We start from the raw sequence: 17191 nt of genomic DNA, 5'->3' as shown, positions 1-17191 counted from the left end.
GGGCCGAACCCCATCCGGTTGAGCAGTCATCCAGTGTTTGGGGGCGTCAGATCCCCTCCGCCGGAGCGAACCCAAAGGTGACGACATGGCATTGTCCGAAGAGTTCCTGTCAGACGACATTCACCCCATCGATATGGTCGAAAACCTCGCCGAACTGAACGATTGGCAATTCGACCGCGTGGGCGACAACCAGATCGCCATGGCCGTCGAGGGCCAATGGCGCACCTATTCGATCACACTCGCCTGGACCTCCCATGACGAGACGCTGCGCCTCATCTGCACCTTCGATATGGAGCCGCCCAGCGAAAAACTGCCGGTGCTCTACGAGGCCATGAATGAGGTCAACGATCAGTGCTGGGCGGGCGCATTTGCCTACTGGTCCGAGCAGAAGCTGATGGTCTATCGCTATGGCCTGCTGCTTCATGGTGGGCAGATCGCCTCGCCCGAGCAGATCGACGGTATGATCACCTGCGCCGTGCTGGCCGCCGAGCGGTACTACCCCGCGTTTCAGCTGGTCATCTGGGGCGATCGCACCCCACGCGATGCGATGCAGGTTGCCATTGCAGAGGCGTATGGCCGCGCGTAACCTCGCCCCCTGAACCTGAAATCAGGCAAGAGGGACAGCGTTATGGATATGGATTTCGTGGCCGAAAACGGCCTCGTGCTGCTGGGATGCGGCAAGATGGGTGGCGCCATGCTGGAAGGCTGGCTGAACGGCGGGCTGCCCCCCTCATCGGTCTGGGTGATCGATCCCAAACCCTCCGACTGGCTGACATCCACGGGCGTCACCATAAACGGTGACCTGCCCCAGACCCCGGGTATCGTGCTGATCGCGGTCAAGCCGCAGATGATGGGTGACGCGCTGCCGTCGCTCAAGGAGATGGGCAACGGCACGACCCTCTTCATCTCGGTCGCGGCGGGCACGCCGATCTCGGCTTTCGAGGACGCGCTGGGCGCCCACAGCCCGATCATCCGCGCCATGCCCAACACGCCCGCCGCCGTAGGCCGCGGGATTACCTCGATCATCGGCAATGTGCATGCCAGCAGCGGCCAGATGGATCTGGCCGAGACGCTGCTGAGCGCGGTGGGGCAGGTGGTGAGGCTGGAGAACGAGGACCAGATGGATGCCGTCACCGGCGTCTCGGGGTCAGGGCCGGCTTACGTCTTTCACATGATCGAATGCATGGCCAAAGCGGGTGAGGCCGAGGGGCTGTCGCCCGAACTGGCGATGCAGTTGGCGCAGGCCACTGTGGCTGGCGCCGGTGCGCTGGCCGAGAACGCCAAGGAAACGCCCGAACAGCTGAGGGTCAACGTGACCAGCCCCAATGGCACGACGCAGGCGGGCTTAGATGTGCTGATGGATGAGGAACGCGGCCTGCCGGACCTCATGCGCCGCACAGTGGCCGCCGCCGCAAACCGTTCGCGGGAGCTCAAGAATGGCTGAGGACATCACGTTCGACGACTTTCTCAAGGTCGATATCCGCGTAGGCCGCGTCATCCGGGCCGAGCCTTTCCCCGAGGCGCGTAAGCCAGCAATCAAGATGTGGATCGATTTCGGCGACGAGATCGGCGAGCGCAAGACGTCGGCGCAAGTGACCAAGCATTACACACCCGAAAGCCTGACGGGCCGCATGGTGATGGGGGTCGTCAATTTCCCTCCCCGCCAGATCGGCCCCTTCATGTCCGAGGTGCTGGTGCTGGGTGTGGCCGACGCAGATGGCGAGATTGTTCTTCTGTCGCCCGACCAGAACGTGCCCATCGGAGGGCGGATGCATTGAGCCGTGTCTTCCTGACCCGCCCCCTGCCGGAAAGTGTGATCGCCGCCGCCGAGGCGCATTTCGACGTCGAAGTGCGGGAGAGTACCTTGCCGATGAAGCCCGCAGAGATGCGCGCGGCATTGGCGCTTTATGACGGGGTGCTGCCCACGCTGCGCGACAATTTCGACGCCGAGATTTTCGAGGAGGGCGGCCACCGCTGCAAGGTGTTGGCCAATTTCGGTGTGGGATACAATCATATCGGCGTGGACGCCGCGCGCGCCTGCGGCATTACCGTGACAAATACGCCCGGCGCCGTGACCGACTCCACCGCCGACATCGCCATGACCCTCATGCTGATGAGCGCCCGCCGCGCGGGCGAAGGCGAGCGCGTCGTGCGCAGCGGCGCATGGGAGGGCTGGCATCCGACCCAGATGCTGGGCCTGCACCTGGGCGGCAAGACGGTGGGTATCATCGGCATGGGCCGCATCGGGCAGGCGATTGCCAAGCGGTGCCATCATGGTTTTGGCATGGATGTGATCTACCAGAACCGCTCGGAAAAGTCCTTGGACCTGCCCGCGACGCGGATGGACAGCATAGAGGCGCTGGCCGAGCGCGCCGATGTTGTCGTTGTCTGCGTGCCCGGCGGCGCTGAGACACATCATCTGATCGGGCACGATGTCTTTGCCGCCATGCAGGCCCACGCGCATTTCATCAACATCTCGCGCGGGGACGTGGTGAATGAGGTCGCGCTGGTCGACGCCTTGAAGTCGGGGCAGATCGCCGGTGCGGGCCTCGATGTCTACGAGCATGAGCCAAAGGTACCGCCCGCGCTGATCGCGCTGGAGAACGCCGTGCTGCTGCCCCATCTCGGCACCGCCGCGCTTGAGGTCCGTGAGGCGATGGGCATGTTGGCCGTCGAAAACCTGCGCGCCTTCTTTGCGGGCGAGGCGCCGCCGAACGCGGTGACATGAGCTTGCCTGCCGTCACCGGCACGGGTGTCTTCACACCGCCGCATGTCATCACCAATGACGAATTGGTGACGGCGTTCAACGCCTATGTGGATCGCTACAACGCGGATCACACAGCACGGATCGCGGCGGGCGAAATGCCCGCCAAGGCACATTCCAGCAGTGATTTCATCGTGAATGCTTCGGGCATTCACCAGCGGTACGTGATGGAGAAATCCGGCATCCTCGATCCCGACGTCATGCACCCGCGCCTGCCGCCGCGGGGCGATGATCAGCCCAGCCTGATGGCCGAGATGGCGCTGGATGCGTGCCGCAAGGCGCTGGCGCAGGCGGGGCGCGCGCCGGATGAGGTGGATCTGATCATTTGCGCCGCGTCCAATCACGAGCGGGCCTACCCGGCGATCGCGGTCGAAATCCAAGAGCTTCTGGGCGCGGGGGGCTTCGCTTTCGACATGAATGTCGCCTGTTCCTCGGCGACCTTCGGGATCAAGGCGGCGGCGGACATGATGCGGAATGGCGGCGCGCGCTGCGCCATCGTGGTCAGCCCCGAGATCTGCAGCGCGCATCTGGAATGGCGCGACCGGGACTGTCATTTCATCTTTGGCGATGTCTGCACGGCTGTGGTGATCGAGCCCGAAGAGCGTGCCAAGGACGCCCATTTCCGCATCCTCGGCACCCGCTGCGCCACGCAGTTTTCCAATAACATCCGTAACAACGAAGGCTTTTTGCGCCGCGCTCACGGCCAGATGGGGGACCGGCGCGATATGCAGTTCATGCAGGAGGGTCGGCGCGTCTTCAAGGAGGTGCTTCCGCTTGTCTCAAGCCATATCGCCGATCATTTGGCTGAGGCCGGGATCGAGGCAAGCGCGCTCAGCCGGCTTTGGCTACACCAAGCGAACAAGGCGATGAACGAATTCATTGGGCGCAAGGTCATGGGCCGCGCGCCGGAGGCGCATGAGCAGCCGAACATTTTGCAAGATTATGCCAACACATCCTCTGCCGGATCCATGATCGCGTTTTCGCAGCACAGCGCGGATCTGCCGCCCGGCGCCAAGGGCATGATCTGCTCTTTCGGGGCGGGCTATTCGGTAGGGTCTGTTTTGGTCGAACGGGCCTGATCGTCCCTGATGCGCTTCGCCTCGCGGATGCCTTGCACGGCGATCTGCGCGCCGGGCCATGCGATGGCGAAGGCTGCGACGATCGATGCCAGAACCGCCCAGAACGATGTGTAATCCAGCGCCCAGCAAATCGCGATCAGCGCGCCGGATATAGCGCTGCCGCTGAGAATGGTCAGGAATACGAGTAGCTTGTCCATGGTTGTCCTCCCTTGAGGCATCTTGTCAACGCGTGGGCGGCGCCGATGTTCCGCGCTGTCCGGGCGGCCCTTCCGTCCGCAGGGCCGAGGGCGCCGCGCCATAGCGTTGGCGCATCGCGCGCGCCATGGCCGCGGGCGACTCGTAGCCGCAGCGCACCGCGATTTCGCCCACGGGCAGCGCGGTGCTGTCCAGCAGCTTGCGCGCCTCGGACAGGCGCAAATGGCGATAGACGGTGCCGGGCGGCGCGCCCAGGGCGCGGCGAAAATGCCGGTCGAGCGTGCGGGGCTGGCTGTTGAGCAGTGCCGCGATCCGCTCGATCGGCAGGGGCCGCTCGACATGGGCGCGCATCTGGGCCAGCGCGCCCTGCACCAGCGCATCGGATTGCGGCGCGATGGCCGAGGTATCGCTGCCATGCATGAACTGATCCTCGACATCCAGGCGCGTGGCCATGCCCCCGTGATGGGCGATCAACTCCATCATCAGGTCAAGCGCGCTCATCGCGCCCGCGCAGGTGATGACCGGCCCGTCGCGGGTGACGCGGGCGCGCTCGACCTCGACATCCAGAAACCGCTCGGCGAAGGCATCTTGCAGATCCCAATGCAGCGTTGCGCGGCGACCCGAAAGCAGCCCGGCCGACGCCATGAGCCAGGGGGCCGCATCCATGCCCACGATGCGCTGCGCGCGTTTCGCCGCGCCGCGCAGCGCCTTGCGCGCGAGGGACGTGTCGTGGCGGATGTGGTCGTAACTTGCTAGAATGAATAGATAATCGCAGCGTTTCAGATCGCCGAGGGCGCCATGGGGCAAAACCTGCATCCCGCTGGAGCTGTTTGCAGGATCGCCGGCAAGCGTCGTGATGCGCCACTCGAACAGATCCGCCCGGCTGACCGAATTCGCGGCGCGCAGCGGCTCGAGACAGTTGGCGAGGCAAAGGTTGGAAAACCTGTCGAAAAGCAGGAATGCGATCGAGGTGGCGGCGCCGCGCGGTTTTGTCCATTCCTGCATCATAGCTGTCCGATACTGCACTTTAGTCGGCAAGGCCAGCGTTACGATGTGCCCAAATCACCCGACTCGACTTTGCCCGAAAGGACGGCCCATGCCCCTCACCATGAACCGCGATGTCTTTATCACCTGCGCCGTGACCGGCGGCGGCGGCACGCAGGACCGCAGCCCGCATGTGCCCCGCTCGCCCGAGCAGATCGCCGAGAGCGCCATCGCCGCCGCCAAGGCGGGCGCGGCCATCGTGCACTGCCACGTGCGCGACCCCGAAACCGGCGCGCCCAGCCGCGATCTGAAGCTCTACCGCGAGCTGACCGAGCGGATCCGCGCCAGCGATACTGACGTGGTGCTGAACCTGACCGCCGGGATGGGCGGCGATATGATATTTGGCGATGTTGAAAGCCCGCTGCCCCTGCAAGGCAGCAGCGACATGGTGGGCGCGACCGAGCGCACGCAGCATGTGCTCGATTGCCTGCCCGAGATCTGCACGCTCGATTGCGGCACGATGAACTTTGCCGAGGCCGATTATGTGATGACCAACACGCCCGGCATGCTTCAGGCGATGGGCGGCATGATGACCGAGGCAGGCGTCAAGCCCGAGATCGAGGCGTTTGACACCGGGCACCTCTGGTATGCCAAGCAGCTGGTCAAGGACGGCGTGCTTGAGGCGGATGCACTGGTGCAGCTCTGCATGGGCGTGCCTTGGGGCGCGCCCAATGACATGAACACCTTCATGGCGATGGTGAACAACGTGCCCGCCGATTGGAACTGGTCCGCCTTTTCGCTGGGCCGTGACCAGATGCCCTATGTCGCGGCCTCGGTCTTGGCGGGCGGCAACGTGCGCGTGGGGCTGGAGGACAATCTGATGCTCGACAAGGGCGTGCTGGCCGAGAACCATCAGTTGGTAACCCGCGCCCGCGAGATCATCGAGCGGATGGGCGCGCGCGTGATGGGCCCCGCCGATGTGCGCGACAAGCTGAACCTCAAGAAACGCGCTCCGAAGTGAGCAGCCGCGTCCTCATAACCGGGGGCGCCTCGGGCATCGGCTTCGGCCTTGCTCGCCGGTTTGCCGAGCGCGGCGACCGAGTGGCGCTCTGCGACAGCGATCCCGCCGCCGTCGCCCGCGCCGCCGAGGCGCTGCCGGGTGCCATCGCGCGGCAGGCGGACGTCACCGACGAGGCGCAGATGGCCGCCTTTCTGGCCGAGGTCGAAGAGGCGTGGGGCGGCGTCGATGTGGTCTGCGCCAATGCCGGCACGGGTGGCCCGGCGGGCCGGATTGAGGATCTGGACTATGCCGATTGGCAGGCCTGCCTCGATGTGAATCTCGGCGGGGCCTTCCTGACCTGCCGCTGGGCCGCGCGGATGATGCGCGCGCAAGGCTCGGGCCTCATCCTCATCACCTCCTCTACCTCGGGCCAGTGGGGCCACCCCTACCGCTCGCCCTATGCGGCGGCGAAATGGGGGCTTGTGGGCCTCACCAAGACGCTGGCGATGGAGCTGGGCCCCGTGGGCGTGCGCGTCAACGCCATCTGCCCCGGCGCGGTCGAGGGTGACCGGATGGACCGCGTCGTGGCGATGGAGGCCAAGGCCTCGGGCCGTGATGAGGCGGAGGTGCGCGAGCAATATGTGCGCGGCGTGTCCATGCGCACATGGGTCACGGTCGACGATCTGGCCGATACCGCGCTCTTCCTCGCCTCGCCCGCGGCCTCCAAGATGTCCGGCCAGATCATCGCGATCGACGGCCACACCGAAACCAACGCGCCCTGATGGGCAGATAAGAGACCCGATATGACCAAGAAAATGACAGCCGCCATCATCGGCGGCGGCGTGATCGGCGGCGGATGGGCCGCGCGCTTCCTGCTCAATGGCTGGGACGTGCGCATCTTCGATCCCGACCCCGAGGCACAGCGCAAGATCGGCGAGGTGCTGGACAATGCGCGCCACGCACTGCCGATGCTCTATGACTACGCCATGCCCGCGGAGGGCGCGCTCACCTTCCACGAGACTGTGGCCGAGACGGTCGCTGGCGCCGACTGGATCCAGGAAAGCGTGCCCGAGCGGCTCGACATCAAGCACAAGGTCTATGCCGAGATCCAAGGCGCCTGCGACGCGGCGGCGATCATCGGCTCCTCGACCAGCGGCTACAAGCCCAGCGAGTTGCAGGAGGGTGCCGCACGCCTTGGCCAGATCATGGTCTGCCACCCGTTCAACCCTGTCTACCTCCTGCCCCTGATCGAAGTGGTTGCGACGGACGCAAGCGACACCGCCACCGTCGACCGCGCCGCCGAAATGCTCACAGCTGTCGGCCTCTATCCCCTGCGCGTGCGCAAGGAGATCGACGCGCATATCGCCGACCGTTTCCTCGAGGCCGTCTGGCGCGAGGCGCTGTGGCTGGTCAAGGACGGCATCGCCACGACCGAGGAGATCGACAACGCGATCCGCTATGGCTTCGGCATCCGCTGGGCGCAGATGGGCCTGTTCGAGACCTACCGCGTCGCGGGCGGCGAGGCGGGGATGAAGCATTTCATCGACCAATTTGGTCCTTGCCTCAAATGGCCCTGGACCAAGCTGATGGACGTCCCCGAGCTGACCGATGAGCTGGCGCAGATGATCGCCGACCAGTCCGACGCGCAGTCGGGTCATCTCACCATTCGGCAGCTCGAGCGCAAGCGCGACGGCAATCTCATCGCCATGATGCGCGCGCTGAAACAGCAGGGCAACGCCTCGGGGCGGCTGCTGAACGAGCATGAAAAGACGATGCGCCCCACACTCGAGGCGGGCGTGCCCATGCTCAGCCTGCGGCGCACGATCCCCGTCGACTGGACCGATGTGAACGGGCACATGAACGAAGGGCGCTATGGCCAGATCTTCTCGGACGCCTCCGAAGAGGTGATGGCCTATGTCGGCGCCGATGACGCCTATATCGCGGGCGGGATGAGCTATTTCACCGTCGAGACGACGACGAAATACCTGGCCGAGACACATGCGGGCGAAGCGGTCGAGGTCCATAGCCGCGTCACCGAGGGCAAGGGTAAGAAACTGCGCTGCCTGCACGAAATGCGCCGCGCCTCGGATGGCGAGGTCATGGCGACCTGCGACCAGTTCATGCTGCATGTCAGCCTGGAGACCCGCCGCACCTGCGAGCCCTCGCCGGACGTCGCCGCCCGCGTCGAGGCGCTGGCCGCCGCACATCAAGGAGCAGACACATGAATTTCGGACTGACTGACGAACAGGAAATGATCGTCTCGACCGTGCGCAGCTTTGTCGAGAACGAGATCTACCCCCACGAGGCCGAGGTCGAGCGCAACGGCGAAGTGCCGCCCGCGCTGGCCGAGAAAATCAAGCAAAAGACGCTGGATCTGGGCTTCTACGCCTGCAACTTCCCCGAGGACGTGGGCGGCGCGGGCCTCAATCACCTCGAATTCGCGCTGGTCGAGCGCGAGCTGGGCCGCGGCTCCATGGCGCTCACGCATTTCTTTGGCCGGCCCCAGAACATCCTGATGGCCTGTAACGATGAGCAGCGAGAGCGCTACCTGCTTCCGGCGGTGCGCGGCGAGCGGATGGATGCGCTCGCCATGACCGAGCCGGGCGCCGGATCGGACGTGCGCGGCATGAAATGCACGGCCAAGCGCGACGGCGGCGACTGGGTCATCAACGGGACCAAGCATTTCATCTCGGGCGCGGACCATGCCGATTTTATCATCGTCTTCATCGCGACGGGCGAGGATGACACGCCCAAAGGGCCGAAAAAACGCATCACGACCTTCCTCGTCGATCGCGGCACGCCGGGCTTCACCATCCGCGATGGCTACAAATCGGTCAGCCATCGCGGCTACAAGAACATGATCCTCGAGTTCGATGACTGCCGCCTGCCGGACGCGCAGGTGCTGGGCGAGGTGGATGGCGGCTTCGAGGTGATGAACGAGTGGCTCTATGCCACGCGCATCACGGTCGCCACCATGTCCGTGGGCCGCGCGCGCCGCTGCTTTGACCTCGCGCTGAACTACGCTGCCGAGCGCAAGCAGTTCGGCCAGCCCATCGGCAAGAACCAGGGCGTCAGCTTCCAGATCGCCGACATGATCACCGAGATCGACGCCGCGGACTGGCTGACCCTCGCCTCCGCCTGGCGGCTGGACCAGGGTCTGCCCGCCAACCGCGAGATCGCGTCGGCCAAGCTCTATGCCAGCGAAATGCTGGCCCGTGTCACCGACGCGACGCTGCAGATTTATGGCGGTATGGGCCTTATGGACGACTTCCCGATCGAGCGGTTCTGGCGCGACGCGCGGGTCGAGCGGATCTGGGACGGGACCAGTGAGATTCAGCGCCATATCATCAGTCGCGATCTTTTGCGCCCGCTGGGCGCGTGATCCGGTGATGCTCCAAAAGGATTTCGCCTTCGGCGAGGATATTTGGAGCAAAAAGAAAGAGGAGGGGCCTGTCCGGCGCCCCCCTCGAAAAGGCTGAACCCTTTCTCCTTGCACGGTCATCGGCGTCCCCGCCTGTACCGTGATCCCACTCTGGCCAGGAATGGTTAATCATGCGTTACGCCCTGCTTTCTTCTTGCGAAAAATATCCCCGCCGGAGGCAAAAATCGTTGTCGGAGGGACAGCCGACATGAAGCGCGACCTCTCCCGTCTTATCCGTCCCACTTCCATTGCCGTGGTCGGCGGCGGCGTCTGGTGCGCGTCGGTGATCGAGCAGTGCCGCCGCATGGGCTTTGCCGGTGAGGTCTGGCCGGTTCACCCGAAACGCGCCGAACTCGGCGGGCTGCCCGCCTTTGCGTCGATCGAGGAATTGCCTGCAGCGCCGGATGCCACGTTCATCGGCGTGAACCGCTCCGCCACCATCGACACGGTCAAGAGCCTTGCCACCATGGGGGCGGGCGGGGCGGTCTGTTTCGCCAGCGGCTTTCGCGAGGCGCAGGCCGAGACAGGGGATGGCGGTGCAATGCAGGACCGTCTGCTGGACGCGGCGGGGGCCATGCCGATCATCGGCCCCAACTGCTACGGCTTCATCAATTATCTCGACGGCGCGCTTCTTTGGCCTGACCAGCACGGCGGGCAGCGCTGCGCGCGGGGCGTGGCGCTCATCACGCAAAGCTCCAACATCGCGATCAACCTGACCATGCAGGCGCGCGGACTGCCGCTGGCTTATGTCGCGACCGCCGGGAACCAGGCGCAGACGGGGTTGGCCGAGATCGGCGCGGCGCTTCTGGAAGATAGCCGCGTCACTGCGCTGGGCCTCCATATCGAGGGGATCGGCGATCTGCGCGCGTTTGAGGCGCTGGCGGCGCGCGCCCGCACATTGGGCAAGCCGATTGTGGCGCTGAAGGCCGGTAAATCCGAACGAGCGCGGGCGGCGGCGGTATCGCACACCGCGTCTCTGGCGGGGAGTGATGCGGGCGCACGCGCGCTGCTTGCACGGCTTGGCGTGGCGCAGGTGGCGAGCTTGCCGGCGCTGGTCGAGACGTTGAAACTTCTGCATCTGGCGGGTCCGCTGGCCTCGGAACGTATCGTGTCGATGTCTTGCTCGGGCGGCGAGGCGAGCCTGATGGCGGACGCCGCCGAAGGGCGGGGCATCAGCTATCCACCGCTGAACGGGGCACAGACGGGCGCGCTGCGCGCGGCGCTGGGCCCGATGGTGGCATTGGCCAATCCATTGGATTATCACACTTTTATTTGGGATGACGTGCCCCGGATGACCGAGGCTTTCACTGCCGCGCTCTTGGGCGATGTTGCGATCGGATGCCTTGTCGTCGATTACCCACGCACCGACAGGTGCAGCGATGCCGCTTGGGATTGCACCCTGGCCGCCGGGGGCGCCGCCGTGCGTTCCACTGGCAAGCCGCTGGCCATCGTGGCAAGCCTGCCCGAGAACTTGAGCGAGCGCATGGCTGAGCGGATCATCGCGGCGGGGATGATTCCGCTTTCGGGAATCGACGATGCGCTGACCGCCATCGAGGCGGCCGCCGGGTTGGGCCGCCACAGCGCGCCGGATGCTCCCGTTTTGCTGCCGGGGGATGAGGGCGATACCCGCATTCTGAGCGAGGCCGAGAGCAAGGCAGCGCTGGCTGCATTTGGGGCGGATGTGCCGCAGGCGCTGCGCGTCGAGGCGGCGGATCTTGTCGCCGCCAGCGCGCGCATGGCCCTGCCCGCCGTGCTGAAGGGCGAAGGGTTCGCCCACAAGACCGAGGCGGGCGCGGTGGCCCTGAACCTTGCCTCGTCCGAGGCCATCACCGCCGCGGCGGGCCGCATGAACGCGCCCGCCTATCTGCTGGAGGAGATGATCACGGGCGGCGTGGCCGAGTTGCTTGTTGGCGTGGTGCGCGATCCGGCGCATGGCTTTGTCCTGACGCTGGCGGCGGGCGGCACGCTGACCGAGATCATGCAGGACAGTGCCTCGCTTATCCTGCCCGCCTCCGAGGCCGATATCACAGCCGCGCTGGACAGTCTGCGCATCGCGCCGCTGCTGGATGGCTATCGCGGTCAGCCCGCGGCGCAGCGCGATGCGATTGTGGCTGCGGTGCGCGCGGTGCAGGGTTATGTCATCGAAAATGCCGCCCATGTGCAGGAAGTCGAGATCAATCCGCTGATCTGCACCCCCACGCGCGCCGTCGTCGCGGACGCGCTTATCAGAACAGGAGACACCGTATGACCGACAGCCCGATCAAGACAGAAACCCGCGGCCATGTCCTTGAGGTGACGCTGGACCGGCCCAAGGCCAACGCGATCGACCTGAAGACCAGCCGCCTCATGGGCGAGGTGTTTCGCGACTTTCGTGATGACGACAATCTGAGGGTCGCCATCATCACCGGCGGCGGCGACAAGTTCTTTTGCCCCGGCTGGGATCTGAAGGCGGCCGCGGATGGGGATGCGGTCGATGGTGATTATGGCGTCGGCGGTTTCGGCGGCATTCAGGAACTGCGCGATCTGAACAAGCCCATCATCGCCGCCGTCAACGGTATCTGCTGTGGTGGCGGGCTGGAACTGGCGCTGGGCGCGGACATCATCCTGGCGGCCGATCACGCGCAGTTTGCCCTGCCCGAGATCAATTCCGGCACGGTCGCGGACGCGGCCAGCGTCAAGCTGCCCAAGCGCATCCCCTATCATATCGCGATGGAGATGCTGCTGACAGGCCGTTGGATCGACGCCGAGGAGGCGGCACGCTGGGGTATGATAAATCACGTTCATTCGGCCGATACGCTCATGGCCGAGGCGCGCGCGCTGGCCGACAAGTTGGCGGGTGGCCCGCCCTTGGTTTATGCGGCGCTGAAGGAAATCGTGCGCGACGCTGAAGGTAGCGATTTTCAAACCGTGATGAACAAGATCGCGCGGCGACAATATCCCACGGTGGACCGTCTTTATTCCTCGGAGGACCAGCTTGAAGGTGCGCGCGCCTTCGCCGAAAAGCGTGATCCGGTCTGGAAGGGGCGCTAGGCGGGCCTAGCCTGCGGCGATCTCGCGCTGCGCGGGATCGCCCATCGAGACCAGCAGCGGCGCCTCCTCCTGCCGGTCCTGAAAGCTCGCCTTGCCGTCCAGCCCTCGCCAGTCGCAGGTGATCAGCGATTGCGCCACCGATCCGCCCAGCGTGGTGCCGGGTCCGGCGATGATAAACATATCCGGCGCGAATTCGCGCGCCGCGTGGCGAACGGCGCGGGCGAAATCGTAGGTTTGCGTGACTTGCGCGCCCAGCGTGTAGGCGTGGAGTGCGGCAAGATCCGTGCCGCCCGGCCACCAGATGGCGCCGCGCCCGTCGATCATCGGCAGGCTTGGCTGGCGAAAGAGCGAGCGGGGTAGGGCGGCGCGCCCGGCTTCGGCAATAGGCGCCATCAGATCGGTGTGGAACGCCGCGTGATGGGGCAGGCGCATCGGAAAGCGGCCGTCGATCTGCGGCACGGCTTCGGTGAAGACGGCAAGGCCCGCATCGTCGCCCGCCAGCACCAGCATACCGCCAAGGTCGATCGAGAGGCGCAGGATGCCGTCCTGCCCGTCGATCTCTTGCAAGATGCGCATCAGGCCCGCGCGGCGCGCCGGATCGGGGCGCCAGTCGGGGCCGGTGCAGGGATAGACGATCTGTCCGCCCGCCCCCCGCTCATGCATGAGGCGGCCCATCGTGCCCACGATCTCGAAACCGCCCTTGGGCGTGACGGCCCCGGCAGCGGCGAGCGCGCTGTACCAGCCCAGCGAATTTCCGGTGACGGCCACCAGTTCGATATCCTCGGCCAGCGCCTGCCGGTCGAGAAGTGCGCAGGCGTAGATCAGTGGCGAGGCATTGTCGCCGGTGACATGCGTCTGGGGATCGAAGCGCGATGCGCTGTCGAGTTCGGTCAGCGGCGCCTGACCCGCACCGCGGCGCATGTCGTCGAAGGCACCGAGCAGCGGCGCGCCCGCGTGATGTCGCGCGAGATAGCCCAGCTCACTCTTGTTATAGGTGCCCCGGCCGGGGCAGATGAGGACGGCGCGGCAGCTCATTCGCAGGCCTCCTTTGCTGCGGCGACGATGCTGTCCACCGACGGCATGGTGGCGGCATAGGCCAAGCCGGTGGCGATGAAGCTGTCCTCGGCAGTGAGGCGCGTCACGGGCAGTTCCGCGCGCTCGACTATAAGCGCCATCAGCGCCTCGGCCTGTCCGCCGGTCCGGCGACATTCATCGACGACGAGGACGGACCCGCAGCCGCGCACCGCATCGAGCAGCGCCTTTTCGGGCAGGGGCGCGATCCAGCGCATGTCGATCACGCGCGCGTCGATGCCCTGCGCGCCCAGCGTCTTTTGCGCCTGCCGCGACAGATAATGCCCGTTGCCGTAGGTCAGGATGGCCAGATCGCGCCCCTGCCCATGCACGCCGACCTCGCCCAGCCGGATCCGCTCGTCCGGCGCGGGGTAGGTGCCGATCCAAGCGTTATCGCCGGCCTCAAACAGATCGCGCATCGGGTAGAGCGCGATGGGCTCGACAAAGACGACGACGCGCTGTTCCTCGCGGGCAAGGCGCACGCATTCGCGCAGCATTTTGGCCGCGTCCGGCCCGGTCGAGGGGCAGGCGACGATCAGGCCCGGAATATCGCGCAGCACGGCGAGCGAGTTGTCGTTGTGGAAATGCCCGCCAAACCCCTTTTGATAGCCCAGCCCGGCGATGCGCAGCACCATCGGGTTGGTGAATTGCCCTTGGGAGAAGAAGGGCAGCGTCGCGGCCTCTCCCCTCAGCTGATCTTCGGCATTGTGCAGATAGGCGAGAAACTGGATCTCGGGGATCGGAACAAAGCCATTATGTGCCATGCCGATGGCGAGGCCGAGGATGCTTTGCTCGTCGAGGATAGTGTCGATCACGCGGTCGGTGCCGAAGCGTTGCTGCAGCCGCTGGGTGACGCCATAGACGCCCCCCTTGCGGCCCACATCCTCGCCCATCAGGGCCAATTCGCCATGGGTGGCCATCAGATCGGTCAGCGCCCAGTTGATGAGGCGGCTCATCGGCTGGGGCTGCTCCATCTGTTTCAGATCACTGCCGAAGGCGGCCTGCCGCGCCTCTTCGCTCGGCCCGTTCGAGGGCGCGCAGAGGCGGCGGGGCGGGATGATGCTGGCCATCACATCCTTGGCCGTTTTCAGATGCGGGCGCGTGACGACCTCCTCGGCCACGCGGGACACGCGCGCGCAGGTCTCGTCATAGATCGCCAGCGCGTCCGCGCGCCCCATCGCGCCGGCTGCGTCCAAGAGGCGCACGGAATGCAGCAGCGGATCGTTTGCCTCCTCGGCCTCGACCTGCGCGGCGGGCATGTAGGTGGTGGGCAAGTCGGCCCCCGCATGGCCATAAAGGCGCACCATCGTGAGGTGCAGAAACGCGGGCTTGCGGTGACAGCGCACATAACGGGCGGCCTCGGCGGCGACCTGGGCCGTTTCGTAGATATCCAGCGCATTGGCCGAGAAATACCTGATGCCAGGGCGGTGCCGCATGCTGGCCGCAACCCAGCCTTTGGGCGTGGGCGTGGAAATGCCTATGCCGTTATCCTCGCAGACCAGCAGAAGGGGCAGGGGCACTGATTGCACGCTGGTCCAGCCCGCGGTGTTGATCGCGCCCTGCGCCGTCGAATGGTTGAGCGACGCATCCCCGAATGTCGCCACCGCAATCGCGTCTTCGGGCAGAACGCGATGCTCGGGCGGGCGGCGACGTGCAAGGCCAATGCCATAGGCCGCGCCGACCGCCTTGGGCAGATGCGACGCGATGGTCGAGGTCTGCGGCGGGATCATCAGCGCCTTCGAGCCCAGCACCTTGTGCCGCCCGCCCGATACCGGATCCTCGGACGAGCAGGCGAAGCTGAGCAGCATGTCCCAGAGGATCGACTGGCCCGGCACCTGATCGGCGCGGGCGATCTGGAACGCGGCGTCGCGATAGTGGAGGAACGCTATATCGTCGGGGCGCAAAGCGTGAGCGACCGCCGCCATCCCTTCGTGCCCCGAGGAGCCGATGGTGTAAAAGCCTTGGCCGGCCTTCTGCATCGCCCGGCTGGTACGGTCGAGCGCCCGGCTGAGGCATTGCGCGCGAAAGAGCCGAATGGCGTCCTGCGCGCCGAGCGAGGCCACCGGATCTGCGCCCCCGGGCAGATCGCCCGATGCTGCGCGCATGCGGAAATTCTCATGCACGATGTCGGCGCGGTCCATGCGGGGGCCCTCCTGTCGGTATCGTATCGCCCGGCGTGCTGGTGGCGATTTTGCGCGCACCTTGCCCGCGCCCTGCGCGCATCTCAAGCCTTGTTTTCTGCCGCCCGGCCCGGCTAAGTCATGCGCTGATCGGGAAGGGCCGTGCATTGGGCGTCACACTGGACATCGAGAACGTATCGCTGACGCTGGACGGGCGGGCGATCCTGCGGGGTGTCACGCTGCGCGGAGATGAGGCGCGCATCGGTATCGTTGGGCGCAACGGATCGGGCAAGAGCACGCTGGCGCGAGTTATCGCGGGGTTGCAGTCGGTCGATACGGGCCGGGTGCGCATTGGCGGCATCGACGTGGCGCGCGACCGGCGCGGGGCCATACGGACCGTTGGCATCCTTTTTCAGAACCCGGACCATCAGATCATCTTTCCCACGGTGGACGAGGAAATCGCCTTTGGCCTGCGCCAACTGGGCCAGTCTAAAACCGAGGCCGCCGAGGGCGTGCGCGCCATCCTCGCACGTTTCGGCAAGGCGCATTGGGCGGGCGCGGCGATTCATCCGCTGAGCCAAGGGCAGAAACAGCTGGTTTGCCTCATGTCGATCCTTGCGATGCGCCCCGCGCTGATCGTCCTGGACGAGCCCTTGTCGGGCCTCGACATCCCCACGCGGATGCAGCTGATGCGCTATCTGGACAGGGCCGAGGCGCAGCTGATCCATATCTCGCACGACCCCGAGCTTTTGGCGGGCTATGACCGTGCCCTTTGGATCACGGACGGGCAGATTGCTGAGGACGGCGTGCCGGATCGCGTGCTGCCCGCGTTCACCGCTGAAATGCAGCGGCTGGGAGGGATGGATGATATCGCTGACCTCGCCGGTTGAGACGCGCGCGCATGGCTGGCCTGCCGGTGCCAAGCTGGCGGCGCTTTGCCTTGCCACCATGGGCCTTTTCGCAATGGACAGTGTGGTGGGGCATCTGGCCGCCTGCGCCGTGATGCTAGCGCTTTATGCGGCGCCGGGACGCGTGTTTTTCCGCAGCGGCATGGCGCGGCTGCGGGTGCTCTGGCCCTTCTTTGTCATCATCGCGCTTTGGCATGTGGTCACGGCAACGCCCGCAGAGGGGGCAATCATCGCGCTCCGCCTCGTGACGGCGGTGGGGCTTGCGAACCTCGTGACGATGACAACGCGGCTGTCGGACATGATCGGCGTGGTGCGCTGGCTGGCCGCACCGCTGCGCCGCTTCGGGATCGAGACGCGCGGCCTCGAGCTGGGGATCGCGCTGGTGATCCGGTTTACCCCGATGCTGGCGGGCAAGGGGACGCAGCTGGCCCGCGCTTGGCGCGCCCGCTCGCCCCGCAGGCCGGGCTGGCGCATCGTGACGCCCTTTGCCCTGTGCGCCATCGACGATGCCGAGCATGTGGCCGATGCGCTGCGGGCGCGCGGCGGCGTTTAGACTGTGCGCGGTGTCGGTTTTGGGTTGCCAGGCTGCGTCATTCCGGCGCACCAATGCGCCTGAACA

Annotated in this window: 17 protein-coding genes; 13 read left to right on the top strand and 4 right to left on the bottom strand. The window is 65.9% G+C overall.

Annotated elements, in window-relative coordinates; translation table 11 throughout:
- Positions 1-85: 85 nt before the first annotated feature.
- The 5 genes from BW975_RS12865 to BW975_RS12845 are packed head-to-tail and all read left to right on the top strand — an operon-like array spanning position 86 to position 3843.
- A complete protein-coding gene (locus BW975_RS12865; protein WP_076534609.1) occupies positions 86-586 on the top strand; it encodes a type III secretion system chaperone family protein in 501 nt (166 codons plus the stop codon).
- A 42-nt stretch (positions 587-628) separates the two neighbouring features.
- Complete coding sequence (gene proC, locus BW975_RS12860; RefSeq protein WP_076534607.1) at positions 629-1444, top strand: pyrroline-5-carboxylate reductase; 816 nt, start codon at positions 629-631, stop codon at positions 1442-1444.
- Entirely contained in the window at positions 1437-1778 is a 342-nt protein-coding gene (locus tag BW975_RS12855) for a tRNA-binding protein (RefSeq protein WP_076534605.1), read from the top strand. Before proC ends, BW975_RS12855 begins: the two co-directional genes overlap by 8 nt.
- Positions 1775-2728, top strand: coding sequence for a 2-hydroxyacid dehydrogenase (locus BW975_RS12850; protein ID WP_076534603.1), 954 nt, complete (start codon positions 1775-1777; stop codon positions 2726-2728). Before BW975_RS12855 ends, BW975_RS12850 begins: the two co-directional genes overlap by 4 nt.
- Complete coding sequence (locus tag BW975_RS12845; protein ID WP_076534601.1) at positions 2725-3843, top strand: beta-ketoacyl-ACP synthase III; 1119 nt, start codon at positions 2725-2727, stop codon at positions 3841-3843. Before BW975_RS12850 ends, BW975_RS12845 begins: the two co-directional genes overlap by 4 nt.
- On the opposite strand, the gene BW975_RS12840 is transcribed toward BW975_RS12845, so the two are convergent.
- Both BW975_RS12840 and BW975_RS12835 read right to left on the bottom strand, forming a co-directional pair.
- Positions 3807-4040 carry a hypothetical protein gene (locus BW975_RS12840; RefSeq protein ID WP_076534599.1) on the bottom strand — a complete coding sequence of 78 codons (234 nt, stop codon included), beginning with the start codon at positions 4038-4040 and terminating at the stop codon, positions 3807-3809. The genes BW975_RS12845 and BW975_RS12840 overlap by 37 nt on opposite strands.
- A gap of 25 nt (positions 4041-4065) precedes the next feature.
- On the bottom strand, positions 4066-5043 hold the full coding sequence (locus tag BW975_RS12835; protein WP_076534798.1) for a GlxA family transcriptional regulator: 978 nt from the start codon (positions 5041-5043) through the stop codon (positions 4066-4068).
- 91 nt (positions 5044-5134) lie between these two features.
- Here BW975_RS12835 and BW975_RS12830 point away from each other — a divergent pair, with 91 nt between their 5' ends.
- The 6 genes from BW975_RS12830 (at position 5135) to BW975_RS12805 (ending at position 12473) form a co-directional block, all read left to right on the top strand.
- Complete coding sequence (locus BW975_RS12830; RefSeq protein WP_076534597.1) at positions 5135-6043, top strand: beta-keto acid cleavage family enzyme; 909 nt, start codon at positions 5135-5137, stop codon at positions 6041-6043.
- Complete coding sequence (locus BW975_RS12825) at positions 6040-6804, top strand: SDR family oxidoreductase (RefSeq protein WP_076534596.1); 765 nt, start codon at positions 6040-6042, stop codon at positions 6802-6804. Before BW975_RS12830 ends, BW975_RS12825 begins: the two co-directional genes overlap by 4 nt.
- A 21-nt stretch (positions 6805-6825) precedes the next feature.
- On the top strand, positions 6826-8247 hold the full coding sequence (locus BW975_RS12820; RefSeq protein ID WP_076534594.1) for a carnitine 3-dehydrogenase: 1422 nt from the start codon (positions 6826-6828) through the stop codon (positions 8245-8247).
- Positions 8244-9404, top strand: coding sequence for an acyl-CoA dehydrogenase family protein (locus tag BW975_RS12815; RefSeq protein ID WP_076534592.1), 1161 nt, complete (start codon positions 8244-8246; stop codon positions 9402-9404). The genes BW975_RS12820 and BW975_RS12815 overlap by 4 nt, the downstream gene beginning before the upstream one ends.
- Before the next feature lie 247 nt (positions 9405-9651).
- Positions 9652-11691, top strand: a complete 2040-nt coding sequence (locus tag BW975_RS12810) for an acetate--CoA ligase family protein (RefSeq protein ID WP_076534590.1) — start codon at positions 9652-9654, stop codon at positions 11689-11691.
- Positions 11688-12473: a carnitinyl-CoA dehydratase gene (locus BW975_RS12805; RefSeq protein WP_076534588.1), complete on the top strand. Its 786-nt coding sequence runs from the start codon at positions 11688-11690 to the stop codon at positions 12471-12473. The genes BW975_RS12810 and BW975_RS12805 overlap by 4 nt, the downstream gene beginning before the upstream one ends.
- Before the next feature lie 6 nt (positions 12474-12479).
- Here BW975_RS12805 and BW975_RS12800 read toward each other — a convergent pair whose 3' ends face one another.
- Positions 12480-13508 carry an ACP S-malonyltransferase gene (locus BW975_RS12800; RefSeq protein WP_076534587.1) on the bottom strand — a complete coding sequence of 343 codons (1029 nt, stop codon included), beginning with the start codon at positions 13506-13508 and terminating at the stop codon, positions 12480-12482.
- Complete coding sequence (locus BW975_RS12795) at positions 13505-15685, bottom strand: thiamine pyrophosphate-dependent enzyme (RefSeq protein WP_076534585.1); 2181 nt, start codon at positions 15683-15685, stop codon at positions 13505-13507. The genes BW975_RS12800 and BW975_RS12795 overlap by 4 nt, the downstream gene beginning before the upstream one ends.
- A gap of 146 nt (positions 15686-15831) precedes the next feature.
- Here BW975_RS12795 and BW975_RS12790 point away from each other — a divergent pair, with 146 nt between their 5' ends.
- Positions 15832-16554 (top strand): energy-coupling factor ABC transporter ATP-binding protein, encoded by a 723-nt coding sequence (locus BW975_RS12790; protein ID WP_076534797.1) that lies wholly within the window; start codon positions 15832-15834, stop codon positions 16552-16554.
- Positions 16529-17125: an energy-coupling factor transporter transmembrane component T family protein gene (locus BW975_RS12785; RefSeq protein WP_076534583.1), complete on the top strand. Its 597-nt coding sequence runs from the start codon at positions 16529-16531 to the stop codon at positions 17123-17125. Before BW975_RS12790 ends, BW975_RS12785 begins: the two co-directional genes overlap by 26 nt.
- The last annotated feature ends 66 nt before the right edge of the window (positions 17126-17191 follow it).

This window comes from Roseovarius nanhaiticus (assembly GCF_900156535.1).
Lineage (GTDB): Bacteria > Pseudomonadota > Alphaproteobacteria > Rhodobacterales > Rhodobacteraceae > Roseovarius > Roseovarius nanhaiticus.
Note: the sequence above shows the minus strand (reverse complement) of the source record. Positions and strands in the feature narration are given on the sequence as shown.